This is a genomic window from Pseudomonas bijieensis (genome assembly GCF_013347965.1).
GTDB lineage: Bacteria > Pseudomonadota > Gammaproteobacteria > Pseudomonadales > Pseudomonadaceae > Aquipseudomonas > Aquipseudomonas bijieensis.
This window is the reverse complement of sequence record NZ_CP048810.1, coordinates 2,932,697-2,958,324: the sequence shown is the minus strand read 5'-3', so window position 1 is coordinate 2,958,324 and position 25,628 is coordinate 2,932,697. Positions and strand designations below refer to the sequence as shown.

The 25,628-nt window shown below is 62.8% G+C and carries 19 protein-coding genes and 3 pseudogenes; 16 read left to right on the top strand and 6 right to left on the bottom strand.

The annotated features are described in order from the left end of the window. Positions 1-3: 3 nt before the first annotated feature. The 3 genes from ydcS to GN234_RS12920 all read right to left on the bottom strand — a co-directional run bounded on the left by ydcS (position 4) and on the right by GN234_RS12920 (position 3,755). Complete coding sequence (ydcS, locus tag GN234_RS12930; protein WP_176688569.1) at positions 4-1,155, bottom strand: putative ABC transporter substrate-binding protein YdcS; 1,152 nt, start codon at positions 1,153-1,155, stop codon at positions 4-6. Between the two features lie 90 nt (positions 1,156-1,245). Beyond that, positions 1,246-2,703 carry a gamma-aminobutyraldehyde dehydrogenase gene (locus GN234_RS12925; protein WP_176688568.1) on the bottom strand — a complete coding sequence of 486 codons (1,458 nt, stop codon included), beginning with the start codon at positions 2,701-2,703 and terminating at the stop codon, positions 1,246-1,248. Between the two features lie 137 nt (positions 2,704-2,840). Then, on the bottom strand, positions 2,841-3,755 hold the full coding sequence (locus GN234_RS12920) for a LysR family transcriptional regulator (protein ID WP_176688567.1): 915 nt from the start codon (positions 3,753-3,755) through the stop codon (positions 2,841-2,843). Positions 3,756-3,930: 175 nt separating this feature from the next. Between GN234_RS12920 and GN234_RS12915 the strand changes: the two genes are divergently transcribed. The 15 genes and pseudogenes from GN234_RS12915 to GN234_RS12845 all read left to right on the top strand — a co-directional run bounded on the left by GN234_RS12915 (position 3,931) and on the right by GN234_RS12845 (position 20,538). After that, entirely contained in the window at positions 3,931-4,641 is a 711-nt protein-coding gene (locus GN234_RS12915; RefSeq protein ID WP_176688566.1) for a tellurite resistance TerB family protein, read from the top strand. A 238-nt stretch (positions 4,642-4,879) separates the two neighbouring features. Next, the gene (locus tag GN234_RS12910) at positions 4,880-6,502 is read left to right on the top strand and encodes a methyl-accepting chemotaxis protein (RefSeq protein WP_109753668.1); all 1,623 of its coding nucleotides are present in this window, start codon (positions 4,880-4,882) and stop codon (positions 6,500-6,502) included. Beyond that, a complete protein-coding gene (locus GN234_RS12905) occupies positions 6,502-7,038 on the top strand; it encodes a chemotaxis protein CheW (protein WP_116831543.1) in 537 nt (178 codons plus the stop codon). Before GN234_RS12910 ends, GN234_RS12905 begins: the two co-directional genes overlap by 1 nt. Next, complete coding sequence (locus GN234_RS12900) at positions 7,035-8,300, top strand: CheR family methyltransferase (RefSeq protein WP_176688565.1); 1,266 nt, start codon at positions 7,035-7,037, stop codon at positions 8,298-8,300. Before GN234_RS12905 ends, GN234_RS12900 begins: the two co-directional genes overlap by 4 nt. Continuing rightward, positions 8,297-8,968: a chemotaxis protein CheW gene (locus GN234_RS12895; protein ID WP_109753671.1), complete on the top strand. Its 672-nt coding sequence runs from the start codon at positions 8,297-8,299 to the stop codon at positions 8,966-8,968. Before GN234_RS12900 ends, GN234_RS12895 begins: the two co-directional genes overlap by 4 nt. Beyond that, positions 8,965-11,229, top strand: a complete 2,265-nt coding sequence (locus GN234_RS12890; RefSeq protein WP_109753672.1) for a hybrid sensor histidine kinase/response regulator — start codon at positions 8,965-8,967, stop codon at positions 11,227-11,229. Before GN234_RS12895 ends, GN234_RS12890 begins: the two co-directional genes overlap by 4 nt. After that, entirely contained in the window at positions 11,226-12,236 is a 1,011-nt protein-coding gene (cheB, locus tag GN234_RS12885) for a chemotaxis response regulator protein-glutamate methylesterase (protein ID WP_109753673.1), read from the top strand. The genes GN234_RS12890 and cheB overlap by 4 nt, the downstream gene beginning before the upstream one ends. A gap of 45 nt (positions 12,237-12,281) precedes the next feature. Then, a pseudogene (locus tag GN234_RS12880) lies at positions 12,282-13,284 on the top strand (diguanylate cyclase domain-containing protein). Positions 13,285-13,588: 304 nt separating this feature from the next. After that, positions 13,589-14,685: pseudogene (gene prfB, locus GN234_RS12875) on the top strand (peptide chain release factor 2). Between the two features lie 110 nt (positions 14,686-14,795). Then, the gene (lysS, locus tag GN234_RS12870) at positions 14,796-16,298 is read left to right on the top strand and encodes a lysine--tRNA ligase (RefSeq protein ID WP_109753675.1); all 1,503 of its coding nucleotides are present in this window, start codon (positions 14,796-14,798) and stop codon (positions 16,296-16,298) included. Between the two features lie 100 nt (positions 16,299-16,398). Further along, positions 16,399-17,115 carry a TetR/AcrR family transcriptional regulator gene (locus GN234_RS12865; RefSeq protein WP_109753676.1) on the top strand — a complete coding sequence of 239 codons (717 nt, stop codon included), beginning with the start codon at positions 16,399-16,401 and terminating at the stop codon, positions 17,113-17,115. A gap of 151 nt (positions 17,116-17,266) precedes the next feature. Then, positions 17,267-17,821 carry a hypothetical protein gene (locus GN234_RS12860; RefSeq protein WP_176688563.1) on the top strand — a complete coding sequence of 185 codons (555 nt, stop codon included), beginning with the start codon at positions 17,267-17,269 and terminating at the stop codon, positions 17,819-17,821. Between the two features lie 51 nt (positions 17,822-17,872). Beyond that, complete coding sequence (locus GN234_RS12855; protein WP_109753678.1) at positions 17,873-19,150, top strand: flavohemoglobin expression-modulating QEGLA motif protein; 1,278 nt, start codon at positions 17,873-17,875, stop codon at positions 19,148-19,150. Between the two features lie 155 nt (positions 19,151-19,305). Then, a pseudogene (locus GN234_RS12850) lies at positions 19,306-20,212 on the top strand (alpha/beta hydrolase). Continuing rightward, positions 20,209-20,538 (top strand): hypothetical protein, encoded by a 330-nt coding sequence (locus GN234_RS12845; RefSeq protein ID WP_045155163.1) that lies wholly within the window; start codon positions 20,209-20,211, stop codon positions 20,536-20,538. Before GN234_RS12850 ends, GN234_RS12845 begins: the two are co-directional and overlap by 4 nt. Positions 20,539-20,727: 189 nt before the next feature. On the opposite strand, the gene GN234_RS12840 is transcribed toward GN234_RS12845, so the two are convergent. The 3 genes from GN234_RS12840 to GN234_RS12830 all read right to left on the bottom strand — a co-directional run bounded on the left by GN234_RS12840 (position 20,728) and on the right by GN234_RS12830 (position 22,610). Then, positions 20,728-21,516, bottom strand: a complete 789-nt coding sequence (locus GN234_RS12840) for an OmpA family protein (RefSeq protein ID WP_109753723.1) — start codon at positions 21,514-21,516, stop codon at positions 20,728-20,730. A 51-nt stretch (positions 21,517-21,567) separates the two neighbouring features. Beyond that, positions 21,568-21,981: a DUF4398 domain-containing protein gene (locus tag GN234_RS12835; protein ID WP_109753680.1), complete on the bottom strand. Its 414-nt coding sequence runs from the start codon at positions 21,979-21,981 to the stop codon at positions 21,568-21,570. A 284-nt stretch (positions 21,982-22,265) separates the two neighbouring features. Then, the gene (locus GN234_RS12830; protein WP_003198166.1) at positions 22,266-22,610 is read right to left on the bottom strand and encodes a hypothetical protein; all 345 of its coding nucleotides are present in this window, start codon (positions 22,608-22,610) and stop codon (positions 22,266-22,268) included. Positions 22,611-22,790: 180 nt separating this feature from the next. Here GN234_RS12830 and ppc point away from each other — a divergent pair, with 180 nt between their 5' ends. Beyond that, on the top strand, positions 22,791-25,421 hold the full coding sequence (ppc, locus tag GN234_RS12825; protein WP_176688562.1) for a phosphoenolpyruvate carboxylase: 2,631 nt from the start codon (positions 22,791-22,793) through the stop codon (positions 25,419-25,421). Positions 25,422-25,628 lie beyond the last annotated feature (207 nt).

Below are 25,628 nucleotides of genomic sequence, written 5' to 3'. Positions count from 1 at the left end.
GGCTTACCGCCCACCCATGATCGCAATGTAGTCCTGGGTCCAGCGGCTGTACGGCACGAACTTGCCGCCCTCGGCCTGCGGGGTTTTCCAGAAGGCGATCTTGTCGAACTGGTCGAAGCCGTTGGTCTTGCAGCCTTCGGCACCGAGCAGTTCGCTGCCCTTGCACGCCGCCGGTACCGCTGGCAACGAGCCGAACCATGCGGCCACGTCACCCTGGACTTTCGGTTGCAGCGACCAGTCCATCCATTTGTACGCGCAGTTGGGGTGCTTGGCCTCGGCGTGCAGCATCGTGGTGTCGGCCCAACCGGTGGCACCTTCTTTTGGAATGGTCGAGGCGATCGGTTGTTTTTCGTTCATCAGGCCGTTGACCTGATACGGCCAGGCGCCGGACGCCACCACGCCTTCGTTCTTGAAATCGCTCATCTGCACGGTGGTGTCGTGCCAGTAGCGATGGATCAACGGTTGCTGGGCCCGCAACAATTCCAGCACGGCCTTGTACTGCGCTTCGTCGAGTTGGTAGGGGTCCTTGATGCCCAGCTCAGGCTTGGCGGTCTTGAGGTACAGCGCCGCGTCGGCGATGTAGATCGGGCCATCGTAGGCTTGCACGCGTCCCTTGTTCGGCTTGCCGTCGGGCAGGTTCTGGGTGTTGAACAGCACGCCCCAACTGGTGGGCGCCTGCTTGAATACTTCGGTGTTGTACATCAACACGTTCGGGCCCCACTGATACGGGGTTCCGTAGGTCTGCTGGTTGACCACGTACCACGGCGCATCCTTGAGGCGCGGGTCGAGGTTTTTCCAGTTGGCGATCAGCGCGGTGTTGATCGGTTGCACGCGCTTGCCGGCAATCAGCCGCAGCGAGGCGTCGCCCGACGCGGTGACCAGGTCGTAGCCGCCCTTGGTCATCAGGCTGACCATTTCGTCGGACGTCGCGGCGGTTTTCACATTGACCTTGCAGCCGGTTTCCTTCTCGAAACCGGTCACCCAGTCGTAGGCCTTGTCGCTTTCGCCGCGTTCGATGTAACCCGGCCAGGCGACGATATCCAGTTGGCCCTCGCCGGCGCCGATGGCCTTGAGCGGTTCGGCGGCCTGGAGGCTGACGCTGGTCAGCAGCGCCGTGGTGATTGCACTGAGCAATACGGTCTTGTGCGCGTACATGGAAATCCCTCTTGCTTTAATTATGGTCGGGGCAGTGTTTCAACGGGGTGAAGCGCCATTGAAGGCCTGTTATTAGAGTAGTGCTGTTATCTACAGATGCTGGCCGTGGCGGGCCATGATGTGGCGCACCACGCTGTAGTCCTGGAGCGAATCGCTGGACAGGTCTTTGCCATAACCGGACCGTTTCAGGCCGCCGTGGGGCATTTCGCTGACCAGCATGAAGTGGCTGTTGATCCAGGTGCAGCCGTATTGCAGCCGCGCCGCTACCTGCATGGCCTTGTCCAGGTTCTGGGTCCATACCGAGGATGCCAGGCCGTATTCGGAATCGTTGGCCCAGTCCACCGCCTGGCTGAGTTCGTCGAAGCGGGTCACGGTGACCACCGGGCCGAACACCTCGCGCTGGACGATTTCATCGCTTTGCTTGCAGCCGGCCAGCAGCGTGGGCTGGTAATAGAAACCGGCACCGGAATGCACCGCCGCGCCAGTGATGCGTTCGATGTGCGGCTGGCCGAGGGCGCGCTCGACAAAACTGGCAACCCGGTCGCGCTGGCGGGTGCTGATCAGCGGGCCGATTTCATTGTCGGCATCGCGCTTGCCGGCAAAGCGCAGGCTGCTGACTGCCGCGCCGAGTTCGGCCACCAGCCGGTCATGAATCGCCCCTTGGGCGTAAATCCGGCACGCCGCGGTGCAATCCTGCCCGGCGTTGTAATAACCGTAGGTACGCACGCCTTCGACCACCGCCTGGAGGTCGGCGTCGTTGCACACGATCACCGGCGCCTTGCCTCCGAGCTCCAAGTGCGTGCGCTTGAGGGTTTTCGCCGCCGCCTGGAGGATCTTCTGCCCGGTGACGATATCGCCGGTCAGCGAGACCATGCGTACTTTCGGATGGCTGACCAGATGGCTGCCCACACCTTCGCCACCCCCGCAGACGATGTTGATCACGCCCCGTGGCAGGATCTCGGCCAGCGTTGGGGCCAAGGCCAGGATCGACAGCGGCGTGTGTTCCGAGGGCTTGAACACCAGCGTATTGCCGGCGGCCAGGGCCGGGGCGATTTTCCACGCGGCCATCATGATCGGGTAATTCCATGGCGCAATGGACGCCACTACACCGATTGGGTCGCGGCGCACCATGCTGGTGTAGCCGGGCAGGTATTCGCCGCTGAGCTGGCCGGTCTGGCAGCGCACGGCACCAGCGAAGAAACGAAATACATCCACCGTGGCGCTCAGGTCATCCTGGCGCGCCAGGTGCAGTGGCTTGCCGCAGTTCAGGGATTCGAGGCGGGCCAGCTCATCGGCGTTTTTCTCGATGGCACTGGCAATCTCCAGCAGCAGGTTCGAACGCTGTTGTGGCGTGGTCCGCGACCAGCCATCGAAGGCGTGATAGGCGGCGAGAATCGCGGCTTCGACCTGCTCGGTGCTGGCCTCGGCGATGTGAGCCAACACTTCGCCGGTGGCCGGGTTGAGGATCGGCTCGACAATGCCCTCACCAGGAGCGAGTTCCCCGTCTATCAGCAACGCGGTGCATAACGGGGTTTGCGTGCCTGCCATTTTTTTATAGGTCTCAGTGGAAACAAAGAACCTGTGGGAGCGAGCCTGCTCACTCCCACAATGGAATGTGGTGATGCAGCAAGACTAGTGCTCAGCCTCAAGGCCGACAAATTCGAAATACTCAAGGCTTCGTTCGATTAAATAGATGGCTTGCGTCCGCCATGGGGCTGTTCCCGGGCGACGGCCAGGAACGGGTCGACCGACGCCGGTCGCGCCGTGCCCCGGCGCCAGGCCAGGCCGACGTCGAGGGTCTGGTTGAGGTCGGCAATCGGTCGCGCTTCGATGATGTCGCCTTCCAGCGACCATGGGCGGTACGTCATGTCCGGCTGGATCGACACGCCCAATCCCGCCGCCACCAGGCTGCGCACCGCTTCGGTCGAGGCGGTGCGCAGGGTGACCTTCGGTTGCAGGCCGGCACCGCGCCACAGGCGCTGGGCGTTGCGGTCCATTTCATCGACGTTCAACTGGATCAGCGGTTCGCGGGCGACGTCGGCCAGGTTGATGCTGTCGTGTTCCAGCAGCGGATGCTGCGCCGGCAGCCACAAGCGATGGGGCGAATGGGTCAGGACTTCGGTCTGCAAGGCGTGGCGGTCTTCCAGGTTGGACAGGATCAGCACCCCGACATCGATTTCGCCGCTGACCAGCAGATGCTCGATGTAGGGCCGCTCGTCCTCCATGACGCGGATTTCCACGTTGGGATAGGCGCGCTGGAAACGGGTCAGCAGGTCCGCCAGGTAATACCCGGCGACCAGGCTGGTGACGCCGATGGTGACTCGGCCGGCAACCTGGTCGGTGCTTTGTTGCAGGCTGCGCTTGGCGTTGTCGACGGTGGCCAGGATCAAGTGGGCCTGGCGCAGGAATTGGTGGCCCTGGTGCGTCAGGGTCATGCCCTTGGCGTGGCGATTGAACAGGTTGACGCCGATCTCCTGCTCCAATTGCTGGATGGCCAGGGTCAAGGTCGACTGGGAAATGAAGGCCGTTTGCGCAGCGGCAGAGATGGAGCCGGTTTCGGCCACGGCGATGAAATGGCGAATCTGACGCAACGTCATCATGGGGATTACCCGCTGAGCGGTTTTATCGATGATCTGCAGTGTATATCGTTTTTTTCAATGGGTAGCGAGTCGACAGGCAACATCTCGAAGCAATCTCTCCGAGGGCGGCGGGGCACTTTCGATCTAGGCTGATGGCCTTAATGATCCGGTTACTCCGAATGCGTGGAGGCAGCAAATGAACACTCGTGGATTGCTCGATCAGCTTCTCAAGTCCGGCCAGGAAATGTTGCAGAACAAGGCGGGCGGCTCCCAGGGCAAATCGTCCGGCGGCCTGGGCGGATTGCTCGGCGGCTCCGGCAACCTGGGCGGAATGCTTTCCGGTGCGGGCGGCGGGGCATTGGCCGCCGGGGCCATGGGCCTGTTGCTGGGCAACAAGAAAGCCCGCAACTTCGGCGGCAAGGCCCTGGCCTATGGTGGCCTGGCGGCCTTGGGCGTGATCGCCTACAAGGCTTACGGCAACTGGCAGGCCCAGCAGGGCAGCGCACCGAAAACCGAACCGCAGACCCTCGACCGCGTTCCGCCGGCGCAGGTCGAACAGCACAGCCAGGCGATCCTCAAGGCGCTGGTGGCGGCGGCCAAGGCCGACGGCCATGTGGACGAACGTGAGCGGCAGTTGATCGAAGGTGAGTTCACCAAGCTCAACAACGACCAGGAACTGCAACACTGGCTGCACGCCGAACTCAACAAGCCCCTGGACCCCACCGACGTCGCCCGCGCCGCCAGCACCCCGGAAATGGCCGCGGAAATGTACATCGCCAGCGTGATGCTGGTGGACGAGGAAAACTTCATGGAGAAGTCCTACCTCGATGAACTGGCGCGCCAACTCAAGCTGGAACCGGGGTTGAAGGTGGAACTGGAGAAACAGGTGCGCCAGGCGACCGTATAGAACAGCCCCAACGCTATTCCCTGTGGGAGCGAGCCTGCTCGCGATGGCGCCTGGTCAGTCACAGCATCATTGGCTGATACACCGCTATCGCGAGCAAGCTCGCTCCCACAAGGGGGCATTGCTCATTTTGAGAAAACGGTGAGCTTCGGCCTCGCCAAAATCACCCCACAGCGCCATACAGATGCGACGCCGCCCTCGGCTATACTCCCCAGCATTTTCAAGTGCCCGAGGTTTTACTGTGAAGAATTGGACATTGCGCCAACGCATCCTGGCGAGTTTTGCGGTGATCATCGCCATTATGTTGCTGATGGTGGTGGTCTCTTATTCACGGTTGTTGAAGATCCAGGACAGTGAAGAAAAGGTGCGGGCCGATGCGGTGCCGGGGGTGTATTACAGTTCCATGATTCGCGGTGGCTGGGTCGACAGCTACGTCTTGACCCAGCAAATTGTCGGTCTCTCGGGGAACCGGGAAATCACCGCCGAGGACAAGGCCCGCTACCAGGGCTTCGAGCAGCACCTGCGCGAAGAAATACAGAACTATCAAAAGCTGATCCAGAACCCCGCCGACCAGGCCTCTTTCGATGAGTTCGAGGCCAATCACCTGGCATTCAACCAGGCCATGGCAAAGGTCCTGGACTTGTACCAGCGCAAGGACTACGAAGGTGCCCGGCTGGCGCTGGATAAAGAGCTGACGCCGGCATGGATCGGCGGTCGCGGGCATCTGAATCACATTATCGAGCGCAATCGTGAACTGGCGGAAGACGCCACCCAGACCATCGGTGATGCGGTGACGGCGGCCAAGGTCGCCATGGGCCTGTCGTTCCTGGTCGCGCTGATTATCGCTGTACTGTGTGGCCTGTTGCTGATGCGCGCGATCATGGCGCCAATGAACCGTATTGTGGAAATCCTCGAGATCATGCGCAGCGGTGACCTGAGCGGGCGCTTGAACCTGGCGCGCAAAGACGAATTCGGTGCCGTGGAAACCGGCTTCAACGACATGATGGCCGAGCTGACCTCACTGGTGTCCCAGGCCCAACGCTCGTCGGTGCAGGTCACCACCTCGGTCACCGAGATCGCCGCCACCTCGCGCCAGCAACAGGCCACGGCCACCGAAACCGCCGCGACCACCACCGAGATCGGCGCGACGTCCCGGGAAATCGCCGCCACCTCTCGCGACCTGGTGCGCACCATGACCGAAGTCTCCACCGCCGCCGACCAGGCCTCGGTGGCCGCCGGTTCCGGCCAGCAAGGCTTGGCGCGCATGGAAGAAACCATGCATTCGGTGATGGGCGCCGCCGACCTGGTGAACGCCAAGTTGGCGATCCTCAACGAGAAGGCGGGCAACATCAACCAGGTGGTGGTGACCATCGTCAAAGTGGCCGACCAGACCAACCTGCTGTCCCTCAACGCGGCCATCGAGGCCGAGAAGGCCGGTGAGTACGGTCGCGGTTTCGCCGTGGTGGCGACTGAAGTCCGACGCTTGGCCGACCAGACCGCCGTGGCGACCTATGACATCGAGCAGATGGTGCGCGAGATCCAGTCCGCTGTATCGGCCGGCGTGATGGGCATGGACAAGTTCTCCGAAGAAGTGCGCCGGGGCATGGCCGAAGTGCAGCAGGTCGGCGAGCAACTGTCGCAGATCATCCATCAGGTCCAGGCCTTGGCGCCGCGGGTGTTGATGGTCAACGAGGGCATGCAGGCCCAGGCCACGGGGGCTGAGCAGATCAACCACGCCCTGGTGCAACTGGGCGATGCCAGCAGCCAGACCGTGGAGTCCCTGCGCCAGGCCAGTTCCGCCATCGACGAGCTGAGCCAGGTCGCCGTGGGGCTGCGCAGCGGCGTCTCGCGTTTCAAAGTCTGATGGGCGAGTTCGAGACCCGGCGTGGTGCCGCACCGACGGCCCGCCAGACGTTGTTCCTGGAGTTCCGCATCGGCAGCGAGCGTTATGCCCTGCAGGCCATCGATGTGGTGGAAGTGCTGCCGCGCCTGCCCCTCAAGCCGATCGCCCGGGCGCCGTCCTGGGTGGCGGGGGTGTTTGCCTGGCGCGGGACGGTGGTGCCGGTGATCGACCTGTGCGCCCTGACCTTTGGCCAGAGTGCCGAGGCCAGGACCAGCACGCGACTGGTGCTGGTGCGCTATCAGTGCGACGCACAACAAACGGAACAGGTGTTGGGCCTGATCCTGGAACAGGCGACCGACACCGTGCGCTGTGACCCGACCGATTTCAAACCCTACGGCCTGGACAATCGGCAGGCGCCGTACCTCGGTCCGGTCCGCGAAGATGCCCATGGGTTGTTGCAATGGGTACGGGTCAATGACCTGCTCGATGAGTCAGTGCGTGGGCTGCTGTTTCCTGCGTCGCCGCTGAACCTCGATGACCTCGAGGCTCTGCCATGAACAACGACCAGCGGTTTTTCGATTTTCTCAAGGAGCGCATCGGCCTGGATGTGACCTCCGTCGGCACCGCGATCATTGAGCGGGCCGTGCGCCAGCGCATCATTGCCGTGCCCGGGCGTACCGCCGATGAATATTGGCAGGGCCTGCAGCATTCGGCCCCGGAGCAGCAGGCGCTGATCGAAGCAGTGATCGTTCCGGAGACCTGGTTCTTCCGCTATCCCGAATCCTTCGCGACCCTCGCCAGGCTGGCCGTCAAGCGCCTGGCCGAGATCAAGCACCTGCGGGCCCTGCGCATTCTCAGCTTGCCGTGCTCCACCGGTGAAGAGCCTTACTCTATTGCCATGGCCTTGCTCGACGCCGGCCTGGGGCCACATCAGTTCAAGGTGGACGGCCTGGACGTCAGCCCGCTGTCGGTGGCGCGGGCCAAGGAGGCACGTTACGGCAGGAATTCCTTTCGTGGTGCGGAGCTGGGTTTTCGCGAGCGGTATTTCGACGCCGAAGACGAGGGCTACCGCCTCAGCGAACGGGTGCGTGAACAGGTGCGCTTGCAAGTGGGCAACCTGCTGGATCCGGCCCTGCTGGTGAACGAGGCACCTTACGATTTTGTGTTCTGTCGCAACCTGCTGATCTATTTCGACCAGCCGACCCAACAGCAAGTGTTCGAGGTACTCAAGCGCCTGACCCATCAGGACGGCGTGCTGTTTATCGGCCCTGCCGAAGGCAGCTTGCTGGGGCGACTGGGCATGCGCTCGATCGGGATTGCTCAATCGTTCGCTTTCAGCCGCCAGGGGGCTCCCGAGCCACAGCCAGTGCCGGCGTTGATGTCGACCCCGTTGCCGGTTCGGCAGCCACCGTCGCGCGTTGTCCCGCCGGTGATTCGGCCGCGACCGTTTGCGGCGAGCGTGACGCCGATTGCCGAGCCCAAAGGCAGCGATGCCGCGACCTTGCTGGCCAATATCGCCGCCCTGGCCAACGGCGGCAAAAGCGCCGAGGCCCGTGCGACTTGCGAAGAATACTTGCGCAGCCACGCGCCAAACGCCCAGGTGTTCTATTGGTTGGGCCTGCTCAGCGACATGGCCGGCAGCGCGCTGGAAGCCCAGGGTTTTTATCGCAAGGCGCTTTATCTTGAACCGCAACACGCCGAGGCCCTGGTGCATCTGGCGGCGCTGCTGGCTTCCCAGGGAGACGCGGCCGGAGCCCGTCGACTGCAGGAACGTGCCGCCCGCAGCGGGCGCACGGCAGACAGTGAGCACAAACGATGAGCGGTTCGGCTTCTTACACCGTCACCCATGACGATGCCCAGGCAATCGACGACTGCTGGAATCGCATCGGTGTGCATGGCGACAAATCCTGTCCGTTGTTGGCCGAGCATATCCACTGCCGTAATTGTTCAGTGTATTCGGCGGCCGCCACCCGGCTGCTCGACCGTTATGCCTTGCCGCACGATCAGCGGGATTTGTCCCTTGCCCCGGTAGACAGCGATGTTGTCACGCGCTCGCTGCTGATGTTCCGCCTCGGCGAGGAATGGCTGGGCCTGACGACGCGCAGCCTGGTGGAAGTGGCGCCGTTGCAGCCGATCCATTCCTTGCCTCACCAGCGTTCACGGGCCTTGCTGGGCGTGGCGAACGTGCGCGGGGCGCTGGTGGCTTGCTTGTCGCTGGTGGAACTGTTGGACCTGGAACCCGGCGTGGCGGCAGTTTCCGGCGCACGGGTGATGCCACGCATGTTGATTGTCGCGGCCAAGGGCGGGCCAGTGGTGGTGCCGGTGGATGAGGTGGACGGCATCCACGCCATCGATGAGCGCATCCTGGCGGGCGCTTCGCAATCGGCGGCCAAGTACACCCGGGGCGTGCTGCCCTATAAGGGCCGCAGTCTGCGCTGGCTGGATGAAGAACAGTTGCTGTCCGCTGTGGCCCGGAGCCTGTCATGACCCCCGATCAGATGCGCGACACCTCGTTGCTGGAGCTGTTCAGCCTGGAAGCCGAAGCCCAGGTCCAGGTGCTGAGCGCCGGCCTGCTGGCCCTGGAGCGCGATCCGACCCAGGCCGATCATCTTGAATCGTGCATGCGTGCGGCGCATTCCCTCAAGGGCGCGGCGCGTATTGTCGGGGTGGACGCCGGGGTCAGCGTGGCCCATGTGATGGAAGATTGCCTGGTCAGCGCCCAGGAGCGGCGCCTGGTGCTGGGCGCCGAACATATCGACGCCTTGCTGCAAGGCACTGACCTGCTGACACGCATCGCCACCCCGGGCAACAGCGTCGGCGCCCCGGACATCGATGCCTACGTGGCGTTGATGGGGCGTCTGCTCGATCCCAATGCGCCACAGGTCCCGGCGGTGGCGCCACCGATCATCGAGACGCCAGTCGAGCCGGTACGCGTCGAGCTGTCGCAAGCGCCATCGCCCGAGGCAATGGAACCGGCGCCGAAACGCAAGCGGGTCACCGAAGGCGGCGAGCGGGTCCTGCGGGTCACGGCTGAGCGCCTCAACAGTCTGCTCGACCTGTCGAGCAAGTCCTTGGTGGAGACGCAGCGCCTCAAGCCCTGGCTGGCGACGCTGCAACGGCTCAAGCGCCAGCAAGGCAGTGGCTTGCGCGCCCTTGAAGAGCTGAACGTGCACCTCAAGGCTCACCCCCTGAGCCTGCAAGCCCAGGAAGCCCTTGGCGATGCCCGCCGCTTGCTCGCCGAAACCCAGCAGTTGCTGGCGCAGAAAACCGCCGAGCTGGATGAATTCGCCTGGCAGGCCAGTCAGCGGGCGCAGGTGCTCTACGACACCGCACTGGCCTGTCGCATGCGGCCGTTCGCCGACGTGCTTTCGGGTCAGGCACGAATGGTCCGTGACCTGGGCCGCAGCCTGGGCAAACAGGTGCGCCTGGAGATTGAAGGCGAGAAAACCCAGGTCGACCGTGATGTGCTGGAAAAGCTCGAAGCACCGCTGACCCACTTGTTGCGCAACGCCGTGGACCATGGCATCGAAACCCCGGAGCAACGGCTGCTGGCCGGCAAGCCCGCCGAAGGCCTGATCCGCCTGCGCGCCTCTCATCAGGCCGGTCTGCTGGTGTTGGAGCTGGCGGACGACGGCGCCGGGGTGGACCTGGAGCGGGTGCGCCGCAGCATCGTCGAACGCGGTCTTTCTCCTGAGCAAACCGCCGCCAGCCTGAGCGAAGAGGAGCTGCTGACCTTCCTGTTCCTGCCCGGGTTCAGCCTGCGCGACACCGTCACCGAAGTGTCCGGGCGCGGCGTCGGCCTGGACGCCGTCCAGCACATGGTCCGGCAGTTGCGCGGCGCGGTGGTGCTGGAGCAGGCGGCAGGCGAGGGCAGTCGTTTCCATCTCGAGGTGCCGCTGACGCTATCGGTGGTGCGCAGCCTGGTGGTGGAAGTCGGCGATGAAGCGTATGCCTTTCCCCTGGCCCACATCGAACGCATGTGCGACCTGGCGCCGGAAGACATCGTGCAGGTCGAAGGCCGCCAGCACTTCTGGCATGAAGGCCGGCACGTGGGGCTGGTCGCCGCCAGCCAGTTGCTCAATCGCCCGGCCACGCAGAACAACGGCCAGACCCTCAAGGTCGTGGTGATCCGCGAGCGCGAGACGATCTACGGCGTGGCGGTGGAGCGCTTCATCGGTGAGCGGACCCTGGTGGTCTTGCCCTTGGACGAACGCCTGGGCAAGGTCCAGGACATTTCTTCCGGGGCCTTGCTCGACGATGGCTCGGTGGTGTTGATCGTCGATGTCGAAGACCTGCTGCGTTCGGTGGACAAGTTGCTCGATACCGGGCGCCTGGAACGCATTGCCCGGCAGGACCAGGCCCAGGCCCCGCGCAAGCGGATCCTGGTGGTGGACGATTCCCTGACCGTGCGCGAGCTGCAGCGCAAGTTGTTGCGGGGTCGCGGCTACGACGTGGCCGTGGCGGTGGATGGCATGGACGGCTGGAACGCCTTGCGCTCGGAGGATTTCGATCTGCTGATCACTGACATCGACATGCCGCGCATGGACGGTATCGAGTTGGTGTCGCTGTTGCGGCGTGACAACCGTTTGCAATCGTTACCGGTGATGGTGGTGTCCTACAAGGATCGCGAAGAAGATCGCCGCCGTGGCCTGGACGCTGGCGCCGACTATTATCTGGCCAAGGCGAGTTTCCATGACGACGCCTTGCTCGACGCCGTGGTCGAATTGATCGGAGGGGCACGCGCTTGAAGATCGCCATCGTCAATGACATGCCCCTGGCGGTCGAGGCCCTGCGCCGCGCCCTGGCGTTCGAGCCGGCGCATCAACTGGTCTGGGTGGCCACCAACGGGGCCGAGGCGGTGCAGCGCTGCGCCGAATACACCCCGGACCTGATCCTGATGGACTTGCTCATGCCGATCATGGATGGCGTGGAGGCTACCCGACGGATCATGGCCGACAGCCCCTGTGCGATCGTGATTGTCACTGGTGACAGCCAGCAGAACGTTCACCGGGTGTTCGAGGCGATGGGCCATGGCGCGCTGGATGTGGTCGATACCCCGGCCCTGGGCGTCGGTAACCCGGCGGACGCGGCGGCGCCGTTGCTGCGCAAGATCACCAACATCGGCTGGCTGATCGGTGAGCGCAACAAGCGTGAACGACCCGCGCCAGCGCCGCAGCGTGCGGCAGTGTCGCGCAAGAGCCTGGTGGCCATCGGATCGTCCGCGGGCGGGCCGGCGGCGCTGGAGGTGCTGCTCAAGGCGCTGCCGCGTGACTTTGCCCCGGCCATCGTGCTGGTCCAGCATGTGGACGAGGTGTTCGCCGCAGGCATGGCCGAGTGGCTGGGCAGTGTATCGGGCCATACGGTGCGCCTGGCCCGGCACGGCGAGACACCGCAGAGCGGTACCGTGTTGCTGGCCGGGACCAACCATCATTTGCGTTTGTTGAAGGATGGCACCCTGGCCTACACCGCCGAGCCGGTGAACGAGATCTACCGGCCCTCCATCGACGTGTTTTTCGACAGTGTCGCCCAGTACTGGAGTGGCGACGCGGTGGGCGTATTGCTCACTGGCATGGGCCGTGATGGTGCACAAGGGCTTAAACTCATGCGCCAGCAGGGCTATGTGACCATCGCCCAGGACCAGCGCAGCAGTGCGGTGTACGGGATGCCCAAAGCGGCCGCCGCCATCGACGCCGCCGCCCATATTCTTGCCCTGGACGCTATCGCGCCACGGTTGTTGGAGATTTTTACCCCATGAAGAACCCCGCCAGCTTTGCCCCAGGCCGTATTCAGGTAAGCCACCATGAATGATCTGCAGCTCGACGAATTCAAGCGCGATGAGAACGCCGCCATGGTCTTGCTCGTCGACGACCAGGCGATGATCGGCGAAGCGGTGCGGCGCGGGCTGTCGAATGAAGAAAACATCGACTTCCACTTCTGCGCCGACCCGCACCAGGCCATCGCCCACGCGGTTCGCATCAAGCCGACGGTGATTCTCCAGGATTTGGTGATGCCTGGCCTCGATGGCCTGAGCCTGGTGCGCGAGTACCGTAACCATCCGGCCACCCGTGATATCCCGATCATCGTCCTGTCCACCAAGGAGGACCCGCTGGTCAAGAGCGCGGCGTTTGCCGCCGGGGCCAACGACTATCTGGTCAAGTTGCCGGACAACATCGAACTGGTGGCGCGCATCCGCTATCACTCGCGTTCCTACATGATGCTGTTGCAGCGCGACGCGGCCTATCGCGCGCTGCGGGTCAGCCAGCAGCAACTGCTCGACACCAACCTGGTGCTGCAACGCCTGATGAACTCCGATGGCCTGACCGGGCTGTCCAATCGCCGGCACTTCGACGAGTACCTGGAGCTGGAATGGCGCAGGGCGATGCGCGACCAGAGTCAATTGTCGCTGCTGATGATCGACGTGGATTACTTCAAGTCCTACAACGACAACTTCGGTCACCTGGAGGGCGACGAGGCCTTGCGCAAGGTCGCCACGGCGATCCGCGAGGCGTGCAGCCGTCCGTCCGACTTGCCGGCCCGCTACGGCGGCGAAGAGTTTGCCTTGGTACTGCCCGGCACCTCGCCTGGCGGCGCCCGGCTGATGGCCGAGAAACTGCGCCAGAACGTCGTCGCCCTGAAAATCCCCCCACGCCACGCCCGACGGCGGCGAGAACCTGACTATCAGCATCGGCGTCTCGACCTTTACCCCACAGCAGGGTAGCGATAGCCGGCAATTGATCTCGGCGGCGGACAAGGGGCTGTACGTGGCCAAGCACAGTGGGCGCAATCGGGTGGGGGTTGAATAGATCACCCTGGATGTCGACTGGGACGCCTTTGTGGCTGAGGGGGTTATTGTGGCGAGGGGATTTATCCCCGCTGGGCTGCGCAGCAACCCCAAATACAGTCAACTCAATTTGCCTGGCACACCGAGTTGTCGGGTTTTTAGGGCTGCTTCGCAGCCCAGCGGGGATAAATCCCCTCGCCACAGGGGTATTGTGCAGCGTCCCCCTGAGGCTCATTGCCCCTAAAGCCGCCAGGCGGGCTGCCGCTGGCGCTTGATTACGTTATACTCGCCGGCTTTCAAAAGTTCGCCAACGAGTGCTGCCCGCCATGGAAATCAACCCGATCCTTAACACCATCAAGGACCTGTCCGAGCGCTCCGAAACTATTCGGGGGTATCTTTGACTACGATCAAAAAGCATGAGCGCCTGACCGAAGTCAATCGCGAGCTTGAAGATCCGAATGTCTGGAACAACCCTTCGTACGCCCAGGAACTGGGCCGCGAGCGTTCCGCGCTGGCGCAGATCGTCGAGACCCTGGATGAACTGTCCAGCGGCCTGGCCGATTGCCGCGACCTGCTGGACATGGCTGTCGAAGAGAACGATGAAGGTGCGGTCGGCGATGTCGTCGCCGAGCTGACACGCCTTGACGAGAACCTCGCCAAGCTGGAATTCCGTCGCATGTTCAGCGGCGAGATGGACATGAACAACGCCTACCTGGACATCCAGGCCGGTTCCGGCGGCACCGAGGCCCAGGACTGGGCCAACATCCTGCTGCGCATGTACCTGCGCTGGGCTGACAAACGCGGTTTCGACGCCACCATCATGGAGCTGTCGGCCGGTGAAGTCGCCGGGATCAAGGGCGCCACCGTGCACATCAAGGGCGAATATGCCTTTGGCTGGCTGCGTACCGAGATCGGCGTGCACCGCCTGGTGCGCAAGAGCCCGTTCGACTCTGGCAACCGTCGCCATACCTCGTTCTCGGCGGTGTTCGTCTCGCCGGAAATCGATGACAACATCGAGATCGAGATCAACCCGGCGGACCTGCGCATCGATACCTACCGCTCCTCCGGGGCCGGTGGCCAGCACGTTAACACCACCGACTCGGCCGTACGGATTACCCACGTACCGACCAACACCGTGGTCAGCTGCCAGAACGAGCGTTCCCAGCACGCCAACAAAGACACCGCGATGAAGATGCTGCGGGCCCGCCTGTACGAGCAGGAAGTGCAGAAGCGCAATGCGGCGTCCCAGGCGCTGGAAGACACCAAGTCGGATATCGGCTGGGGTCACCAGATCCGTTCGTACGTGCTCGATGCCTCGCGGATCAAGGACCTGCGTACCAGCATCGAACGCAGCGATTGCGACAAGGTGCTCGACGGCGATATCGATGAATACCTGATCGCCAGCCTCAAACAAGGGCTGTAACGCGACACCCATGCGGCGGGCAGGCACGCTTCCACCAGGGAGCGCGGCTCGCCCGCAAACTCCGGCCCCGGGGCCGGGGGCAACGAACCTGTGATGGAATCCTTAAAGACATGAGCGACCTAGAACTCGACCCGCAAGCCCTGCAACAGGAAGAAAACTCCCTGATCGCCCTGCGCAAGGAAAAGCTTGCTGCCGAGCGTGCCAAGGGCCAGGCCTTCCCCAACGACTTCCGCCGCGACGCCTACTGCGACGTCTTGCAGAAGACGTACGCGGACAAGACCAAGGAAGAGCTGGCCGAGGCGGCGATTCCAGTCAAGGTGGCCGGTCGCATCATGCTCAATCGCGGTTCGTTCATGGTGATCCAGGACATGACCGGGCGCATCCAGGTCTACGTCAACCGCAAGACTCTGCCGGAAGAAACCCTGGCCGCCGTCAAGACCTGGGACCTGGGTGACATCATTGCCGCCGAAGGTACCCTGGCCCGTTCCGGCAAGGGTGACCTGTACGTCGAAATGACCAGCGTGCGCCTGCTGACCAAGTCCCTGCGCCCACTGCCGGACAAGCACCACGGCCTGACCGACACCGAGCAGCGCTATCGCCAGCGCTACGTCGACCTGATCGTCAACGAAGACGTGCGCCAGACGTTCCGCGTGCGCTCGCAAGTCATCGCCCACATCCGCAGCTTCCTGATGAAGCGCGACTTCCTGGAAGTCGAGACGCCGATGCTGCAGACCATCCCCGGTGGCGCGGCGGCCAAGCCGTTCGAGACCCACCACAACGCCCTGGACATGGAAATGTTCCTGCGTATCGCGCCGGAGCTGTACCTCAAGCGCCTGGTTGTCGGCGGCTTCGAGAAAGTCTTCGAGATCAACCGCAACTTCCGTAACGAAGGTGTTTCGACCCGGCACAACCCCGAGTTCACCATGCTCGAGTTCTACCAGGCCTACGCCGACTACGAAGACAACATGGACCTCACCGAGGAGCTGTTCCGCGAGCTGGCGCAGCTTGTTCTCGGGACCACCGACGTGCCGTACGGCGACAAGGTGTTCCACTTCGGCGAACCGTTCGTGCGCCTTTCGGTGTTCGACTCGATCCTCAAGTACAACCCCGAGATCAGCGCCGCTGACCTGAACGACATCGACAAGGCCCGTGCCATCGCCAAGAAGGCCGGGGCCAAGGTGCTCGGCTTCGAAGGCCTGGGCAAGCTGCAAGTGATGATTTTCGAAGAGCTGGTCGAGCACAAGCTGGAACAGCCGCACTTCATCACCCAGTACCCGTTCGAAGTGTCGCCGCTGGCCCGTCGTAACGACGAGAACCCTAGCGTGACCGACCGTTTCGAGCTGTTCATCGGTGGCCGCGAGATCGCCAACGCCTACTCCGAGCTCAACGATGCCGAAGACCAGGCCGAGCGCTTCATGGCCCAGGTGGCCGACAAGGACGCCGGCGACGACGAAGCCATGCACTACGATGCCGACTTCGTGCGTGCCCTGGAGTACGGCATGCCGCCGACCGCTGGTGAAGGTATCGGCATCGATCGCCTGGTGATGTTGTTGACCAACTCACCGTCGATCCGGGATGTGATTCTCTTCCCGCACATGCGGCCTCAAGCGTAAGTGTTTCAACTAAAAAGCCGCCTGGAAGGGCGGCTTTTTATTGCCTGTCTGGTACAAACGTATCAATTGGTTACTTTTGAAAAAAAGAGGAAGACCTGTCGTGAATCGTGCAATGGCTTCAGAAGGTGCAGCGGGCGTCGCCACGGCTGTCGCTGAAAGTGTTCAGTACCAGGGCCGCAAGGCCAGCCGACAGGGCAGTGAGCAGCGTCGCCAGGAGATTCTCGACGCGGCCATGCGCATTGTGGTGCGCGATGGCGTGCGAGCCGTACGCCATCGCGCCGTGGCTGCCGAAGCCGGCGTGCCGCTGTCGGCCACCACGTACTATTTCAAGGACATCGATGACCTGCTCACCGACACCTTTGCCCAGTACGTGGAACGCAGTGCGGCATTCATGGCCAAGCTGTGGACCAACAACGAAGGCCTGCTGCGGGAAATGGTCGCCTACGGTGACGGCAGCGCCCAATCACGCTCGCAACTGGCGGACGACATCGCCCGGATGACCGCTGACTATGTACAGCACCAACTGGACAGTCGCCGCGAGTACCTGATGGCCGAACAGGCCTTTCGCCAGGAAGCGCTGCTCAACCCGCGCCTGGCGGAGTTGGTGCGTTCCCACCAGCAGATTTTGCTGCACGGCACGTGTCAGTTTTTCCAGGTATTAGGCTCCCGCGAGCCGCAACAGGATGCCAAAGTGTTGACGGCGATTATCGGACGGATGGAATATCAGGGCTTGCTCAATGGCGCCGAGCCGGTAGCCGATGAAGATATGCTCGGTATCCTGACCCGCTACATGCACCTGGTACTGGCGTCGGTGTAGTCCCTTTGTGGAGGCCACCACCGTCCCTGTGGCGAGGGAGCTTGCTCCCGCTGGGCTGCGCAGCGGCCCCTTTTTGTGAGTGCTGCGCACTCAAGCGGGAGCAAGCTCCCTCGCCACAAGGGCAAGGCAACATGTGCCATAGGGAGTTCCAATGAAAGCCTGGCGTGCCGCCGTACTGGCCGTGTCGTTGCTGTTGCTCAGTGGCTGCCTGGTGTCCTTCAAGGCACCGTTGCCGGAGAGCGAAGCGGCGCCCAAGGGCCTGCTCGGTCACTGGACCAGCACCAATGCCTGGGGCGAACCGTTGAACCTGGAGCTGACGAAGGTCGGCAAGCACCGCTACCAGGCCATCAGCTACTTCCGGGCCAGGCCCCAGGAGCGCGAAGCGATTCCCCTGACCGTCTCCCGTCATGGCAGCCGCTGGTACCTGTCGGCCAAGGTGCCGGCACGGTATGGCGGGCATTTCGTGATCGCCGGTTTTGAACTGACCGATAAACAGGAGCTGGTGGTCTACAACCTGGACCTGGAGCAGATCAACCAGGCCATCGACCAGAAACGCCTCAGTGGCCAGCCGAGCCCGAGCGAAGAAGGCGACGGCGTGCTGGTGGACAGCGACATGAACAAGGTCTTCAGTTACCTCGACGACCCGGCCAATTCCGATGTGTTCTCGGAGGCCGTGCGTTACCAGCGGCTGCTCAAATCCCAATAAGCAACAACCCAATAACAGCAACAAGCGGACGTTTTTTCACAGGAGTTCCGGGTGGACGATTACCAGCAGACGATACGCACCTTGTCCGATCGCATTGTGCTGGCGCAAACGCCGATTCGCATTCTCGACGCGGTGAAATGGGATGACAGCATCCGTAAGGGATTCCTCAAGGCCAAGGGCAAGGAAATGCCCGCTGTGGACCGCGACTATTACCTCAACCGGCCGTTGTCCTTCGATTCCAGCAAGGTGAAGCTGGAGTTCCAGAACATCGAGCGTGACATCACCCGCCAACTCGGGCAGTTCAACCCGGTCGGCCAGATCATGCGGCGCATGTGCAAGGAATACCGCATGGTGGTGCGCATGCTCGAAGCGCGCGGCACCGAGGATTTCGGGCTGATTTCCCAGGAGCTGTACGGTGCGGCTTCCGATGCGTTCCACGCCGGCGACCCGACCCTGGCAGACCTGGGGTTGATGCTGTCCGACTATCTGAACAACATCGATGGCCGTGGCGACCTGAAGGACGAGCCGAAGATCCTCACCGCCAAGGACGCCGTCAGCCTGCTGCAACACCGGCTCAACCGGGTGTTCGGCGAAGCCGAGGAAACCATCCGCGTGTTCGAGTCCGATGGCATCGTGGCCGATGCGGCGGCGGGGGCGGACTACATCAAGATCCGCACCGATGCGATGTTCAACGAGCGTGACGTGCGGGCGCTGGAGGTCCACGAAGGGCTGGTGCATGTCGGCACCACCCTCAACGGCCTGAACCAACCGATCTGCACCTTCCTGTCCAAGGGGCCGCCCTCATCCACCGTGACCCAGGAAGGCCTGGCGATCCTGATGGAAATCATCACCTTCGCTTCCTACCCCAGTCGCCTGCGCAAACTCACCAACCGCACCCGCGCCATTCATATGGTGGAGGAGGGGGCCGATTTCCTGCAGATCTTCGAGTTCTTCCGCGAGCAGGGCTTTGAAATGGCTGAAAGCTACGGTAACGCCAGCCGGGTGTTCCGTGGCTCGGTGCCGACGGGCCTGCCATTTACCAAAGACTTGTCCTACCTCAAGGGCTTCATCATGGTTTACAACTACATTCAGTTGGCCGTGCGCAAGGGCAAGCTGGAACAGGTGCCGCTGCTGTTCTGCGGCAAGACCACGCTTGAGGACATGCGCACCCTGCGGCAACTGGTGGACGAAGGCCTGGTCGTGCCGCCCAAGTACCTGCCCGAGCAGTTCCGCGACATGAACGCGCTGTCGGCCTGGATGTGTTTCTCCAACTTCCTGAACCACCTGAGCCTGGATCGGATCGAAGCGGATTATTCCAACATCCTTTGAACACAATGCGATGCGGTTAAAGATGTGGGAGCGAGCCTGCTCGCGATAGCGGTGTTCCAGTCAACATTGATGTTGAATGTCCGACCGCTATCGCGAGCAGGCTCGCTCCCACAGGGGGACTGTTTATAACTTCTGATTTTGCGAGGTTTCACCGGATGCGAACCCTCGGCATCATTTGCCTGCTGCTGGCCCTGAGCGGTTGCAGCTCCCTGCTGTTCTACCCCCGAGCGCGGCCTGCCGTTCACCCCGGAGCGGGCCAGGCTAGAGTACCGCGACGTCACCCTGACCACCGCCGACGGTCTCAAGCTGCGTGGTTGGTGGCTGCCGGTCAAACCCGGCGTGGAGGTCAAGGGCACGGTGCTGCATCTGCACGGCAATGGCGGCAACCTGGCCTGGCACCTGGGTGGGAGTTGGTGGTTGCCGGAGCGTGGTTACCAGGTGTTGATGGTCGACTACCGTGGTTACGGCGTGTCCGAAGGCGAGCCGAGCCTGCCGGCGATTTATCAGGACATCGACGCCGCGTTCAAATGGCTCGATCAATCTCCTGATGTCCAAGGCAGGCCACTGGTACTGCTCGGCCAGAGCCTGGGCGGCGCGCTGGCGGTGCATTATCTGGTCGAGCATCCCCAGCGCCAACGGCAGCTCAAGGCCCTGGTGCTCGATGGCGTGCCGGCCAGCTATCGCGACGTCGGGCGTTTCGCCCTGAGCACTTCGTGGCTGACCTGGGCGTTCCAGGTGCCGCTGTCCTGGCTGGTGCCCGACGGTGACAGCGCGATTGCCTCCGTTGCGCAATTGACCGGCGTACCGAAATTGATCTACCACAGCCTGGATGATCCCATCGTGCCTCTTTCCAACGGCATCCGTCTGTATCAAGCTGCGCCGCCGCCGCGGGTCCTGCAACTGACCCGCGGCGGACATGTGCAGACATTCGCCGACCCGGTCTGGCGCACAGTGATGCTGCGTTACCTTGACGACCCCCAGCACTTTGACGGCCTGCGCCGCCTGGGCGAAGTCCCGAATTATCCGAAATCACCCGTTGAATCTTCAGAGAGCCCGCAATGAGCGAAGAACGTAACGCCATCCCCCTGATCATCACCGGTATCTGCAGCATCCTCGGCACCGTCGCGGTGCTCTGGTACTACGGCTACCTGCACTTCGCCAAACCCGAGGACGCGTTGCTGCTCAATGAATTCACCATGCTCAAGACCGTGCCGGGCGAGGACTACAAAGTCGCCCTGGAACCGGCGCCGCAGGTGGCCCAGTGCATCGATGGCGTGCTGGTGTTGTTCGACACCGAACAGAAAGGCCTGACCGGCGTGCTGATCAACGAGAAGAAGCGCGCGGTGCGTTGCATGGGGCAGGAGACGCCACAAAAATTGCAGCCATAAGCAACCCCCCTGTGGGAGCGAGCCTGCTCGCGATGGCGGCAGGTCAGCTGTATAGGTGTTTACTGAACCACCGCTATCGCGAGCAGGCTCGCTCCCACAGGGAATATGGCTGGCTCGAAGAATGTGTGCGGGCATGAAAAAGCCCCGCCTGATTAACTCAGGCGGGGCTTTTTTGTTGCACTCAGCCGATCAGTTGGCGCTCATGGTCGAACGCGGGGCCACTGGCTGGTTGTCGTTGGAAATGGTCACTTCCACCCGACGGTTCATGGCACGGCCCGAGACACTGGTGTTGTCAGCCACCGGGAATTCCTTGCCGTAACCCTGGGTCACGATACGGGCCGGATCGACGCCCATTTTCACCAGCGCGAGTTGCACGGAACTGGCGCGGCGTTCGGACAGCGACTGGTTGTAGGAATCCGAACCGGTGCTGTCGGTGTAACCTTCGATGATCACCTTGCGGTCCGGGTTTTCCTGGAGGAACTGCGCCAGTTTGCTCACATTCGTCATGCCGCTGGCGCGCAGGTCGGACTTGTTGGTGGCGAACAGCACGTCACCGAAGGTCACCAGCGTACCGCGTTCGGTCTGCTTGGCGTTCAGGCTGTCCTGCAATTGCTTGATCTGCGCATTACGCGCATCGAGCAGGGCACGGGCGCGTTCGTCACCGGCGTTTTTCAGCTCGGCTTCGGCGTTGCGCAGGGCGATGGTCTGCTTGGCCACTTCAACGCGTTGGTTGGTCAGGTAGGCCAACTGGTCGACCTTGGCTTCGTCTTCCTTGTCCAGGTAGGCCTTGTCGGCCTTGGCCAGGAAGTCGGCGGCGTCTTTGGTTTCCAATGCGGCCACTTTCGTTGCCGCCGGGTCAGCCTGCAGACCGTTGTAGTTGGTGCGAGCCTGTTCCAGGTTCGCGTTCGGGTCGTGGGAGCAAGCGGCCAGGGCTACGCAGGCAGCGAGCAGGGCGGGCATCATCAAGTGTTTGTGCATCATAGTCTGTCGTCCTTTTATCAATGAGAAGTACGTCGTGGCGTGAACGGTTTACTGAACCTTGTTCATGCCTTCCTGACGCAGTTCCTGAACCCCTTTCTGAGAGTCCTTGAGGGCTTGTTCGGCCTTGGCGGCCTGGGCCTTGCGCTCGGCGACGCGGGCGTCCCACTCGGCCTGTTCGGCCAGACGCTTGGCTTCTGCGTAGTTCTTGTCATGCATGGCGATCTCGGCCTGCTTGAGCTTGTCCTGGGCCGATTTCATTTCCACCGCGGCGAATTCGGTACCGCCGGCGCTGACGGCGCTGTTGACCGCCGATTGGGTCACCGCGTACTGCTCCGAAGGTGGATTGCCAGCACACCCGGCGAGGATGAAGCTGCTACCGATAGCCAGGGCAGCCAACTTCAGGCCGCGCAGGCCAGTGGATGAGGGTTTGGCAGTGCAGGTATTCATAGGCTTCAACTCCATTGGAAAACTCCTGAAAAAACTACAAATCCATGCTGGGACCGAAGCTGTGACGTGTGGGTTGGCGCGGGCGCCAAGGCGCGTTTATTTAAACGACCGTTCCAGTATGGTTACTCGGTGTGACCCGAGGCGTTTTTCAAAAGTTCAGCGAGGATGGCCATTCGCCAAAAGAATTACTGACTGATCGGTCAGCGGCAGAAAAGCTGAACTTTCCAGGCGCGCAGCGGTATTGCGACGCAATGGAAAGAGACACCGCGCCGCAAAATCGCAACCTGAAGGGAAGGAAGTCAGTGTTTGGATTTGTCGTTCTGCGAGGAAAGTTCGTGCAGATGCCGACGGGACAATGCGAGGAACCGTGGCGTCGGGCCCACGTCTTCGTACAGCGGGTCGCCTTCTTCATCGGTGGCGACGACTTGCGAACCCTTGATGTAGGGGAAGCTTGCTTCCAGCTCTTCCAGCGCCGCCCCGATCAGTTCGCCCAGCAGCTCTTCGGGCTGGCGCTTGGGGTACATATCGCAGATCGCCGCCAGCCGTGCGGCGGCTTCCACGTCCAGATGGATCGTGTAGCCGGTCTGGGTCAGGCGGCCCTTGGCGTTTTCTTCCCAATGCTGGGCAAGTTCACGAATTTTCATGATGACCTCAATCAGCCTGCTCGTGGCAGGCGCGGTGAGTGACAAGCCGTTGTGTGGCTTACTCATGAGACTAGCTTCGTTGTGTAAGGTTTAAAGTCCCTTCGTCGCTTGTCATAAGCGACGGGCATCGGCACTCTCTAATGCAAGAGCTGTCCGGACTTTTTTGCTGGAGAAATGCTGATGACCGATATCGATGCCCGCTTGCGCGAGGATGTCCACCTGCTCGGCGAACTGCTGGGCAATACCATCCGCGAACAGTATGGGGACACGTTTCTCGACAAGATCGAGCAGATCCGCAAGGGCGCCAAGGCTGACCGGCGCGGTTCCGTGGATGCCGAGCTCAGCGCCAGCCTCAACCAGTTGAGCGAGGACGAACTGCTGCCGGTGGCGCGGGCGTTCAACCAGTTTCTCAACCTGGCCAACATCGCTGAGCAATATCAACTTATCCATCGTCGCGAAGAGTCACAGCCGCAACCCTTCGAGGCGCGGGTGCTGCCCGAACTGCTTGCAAGGTTGCGAGCCGAGGGCCATGGCGCCGAGGCCCTGGCCCGGCAACTGGGGCGGCTGGAAATCGAACTGGTCCTCACGGCTCACCCGACGGAAGTGGCCCGCCGTACGCTGATCCAGAAGTACGACGCCATCGCTGCGCAATTGGCGGCCCAGGATCACCGCGACCTGACCAGCGCCGAGCGCGCGCAGATCCACGAGCGCCTGCAGCGATTGATCGCCGAAGCCTGGCACACCGAAGAAATCCGCCGTACCCGGCCGACTCCGGTGGATGAAGCCAAGTGGGGGTTCGCGGTGATCGAGCATTCGCTGTGGCAGGCCATTCCCAATTACCTGCGCAAGGCCGACCAGGCCCTGCATGCCGCCACCGGGCTGCGCCTGCCACTGGAGGCGGCGCCGATCCGCTTTGCCTCGTGGATGGGCGGCGACCGCGACGGCAACCCGAATGTCACCGCTGCCGTGACCCGCGAGGTGCTGTTGCTGGCGCGCTGGATGGCAGCGGACCTGTACCTGCGCGACGTCGATCAACTGGCGGCCGAGCTGTCGATGCAACACGCCAGCGAGGCCTTGCGTGCCCAGGCTGGCGACAGCGCCGAGCCTTATCGCGCCGTGCTCAAGCAACTGCGTGAGCGCCTGCGCGCCACCCGCAACTGGGCCCACGCCTCCCTGACCGTTGCCACGCCGCCAGGCGCCGACGTGTTGCAGCACAACCGCGAGCTGCTGGACCCGCTGGAGCTGTGCTACCACTCGTTGCACGAATGCGGCATGGGCGTGATAGCCGATGGGCCACTGCTCGATTGCCTGCGCCGGGCGGTGACGTTCGGCTTGTTCCTGGTGCGCCTCGATGTACGCCAGGACTCGACACGCCATACCGCCGCCATGACGGAAATAACCGACTACCTGGGCCTGGGGCGCTTTGAAGATTGGAACGAGGAGCAGCGCATCAGCTTCTTGCTGGAGGAGCTGAACAACCGGCGTCCGTTGCTGCCGGCCCATTTCAAGCCGTCGGCCGACACCGCGGAAGTGTTGGCGACGTGCCGGGAAGTGGCCGCGGCGCCGGCGGCGTCCCTGGGTTCCTACGTGATCTCCATGGCCGGCGCGGCTTCCGATGTCCTCGCCGTGCAGCTGTTGTTGAAGGAGGCCGGTGTGTTGCGGCCGATGCGGGTAGTGCCGTTGTTCGAGACCCTGGCCGACCTGGATAACGCCGGGCCGGTGATCGAGCGCCTGTTGCGGCTGCCCGGCTATCGCTCGCGGCTGCAAGGCCCTCAGGAAGTGATGATCGGCTATTCCGACTCGGCCAAGGACGCCGGGACCACGGCGGCAGCCTGGGCGCAGTATCGGGCCCAGGAACGACTGGTGGACATCTGCCGCGAGCAGCAAGTCGAACTGCTGTTGTTCCACGGTCGTGGCGGCACCGTGGGCCGTGGTGGTGGTCCGGCGCATGCCGCGATCCTGTCCCAGCCACCGGGTTCGGTGGCCGGGCGTTTCCGCACCACTGAGCAAGGCGAAATGATTCGTTTCAAATTCGGCCTGCCGGACATCGCCGAACAGAACCTCAATCTTTATCTCGCCGCAGTGCTTGAAGCGACGCTGCTGCCACCGCCGCCACCCACGCCCCAATGGCGACACCTGATGGACGAACTGGCGGCCGACGGCGTCAGTGCCTACCGCGCCGTGGTGCGGGAAAATCCGCAATTCGTCGAGTACTTCCGCCAGTCCACGCCGGAGCAGGAACTGGGGCGCCTGCCCCTGGGCAGCCGTCCGGCCAAGCGTCGCGCCGGCGGTATCGAAAGCCTGCGGGCGATCCCGTGGATCTTCGGCTGGACCCAGACCCGCCTGATGCTGCCGGCCTGGCTCGGCTGGGAAACCGCGCTGAGCAAGGCTCTGGAGCGCGGCGAAGGTGAGTTGCTGGGGCAGATGCGCGAACAATGGCCGTTCTTCCGTACCCGCATCGATATGCTGGAGATGGTGCTGGCCAAGGCTGACGCCGACATTGCCCGCTCCTACGACGAGCGTCTGGTGGAGCCGGGGCTCCTATCTTTGGGTGCGCATTTACGCGACCTATTGTCGCAGGCCTGTTCCGTGGTCCTGGGGTTGACCGGTCAGTCGCAACTACTGGCACATAGCCCAGCCACGCTGGAATTCATTCGCCTGCGCAACACCTACCTTGACCCGCTGCACCTGTTGCAAGCCGAACTGTTGGCACGCTCGCGGCAACAGGATGGGGCCCAGGGCAGCCCCGTGGAACAGGCGTTGCTGGTGTCTGTGGCGGGGATTGCCGCCGGTTTGCGCAATACCGGCTAAGGTTAGGCAGCGCACCGAAACGGCTCGCCCGGCGTTCCCGGGCGTTGTCCGGTGGGGGAGGGAGCAGGTCGGCCAGGCGACAGTTTGTTGCCCGGTTGCGACTCTCGCTACCCCCTCCGAAGGTCGTATCGGGCGCGGGTTCCTCCGACTTTCGGCGGCTTGTGTGGGTCGGGCCTGCTGTGTATCTTGATCAGCCTTTGGCCGTTT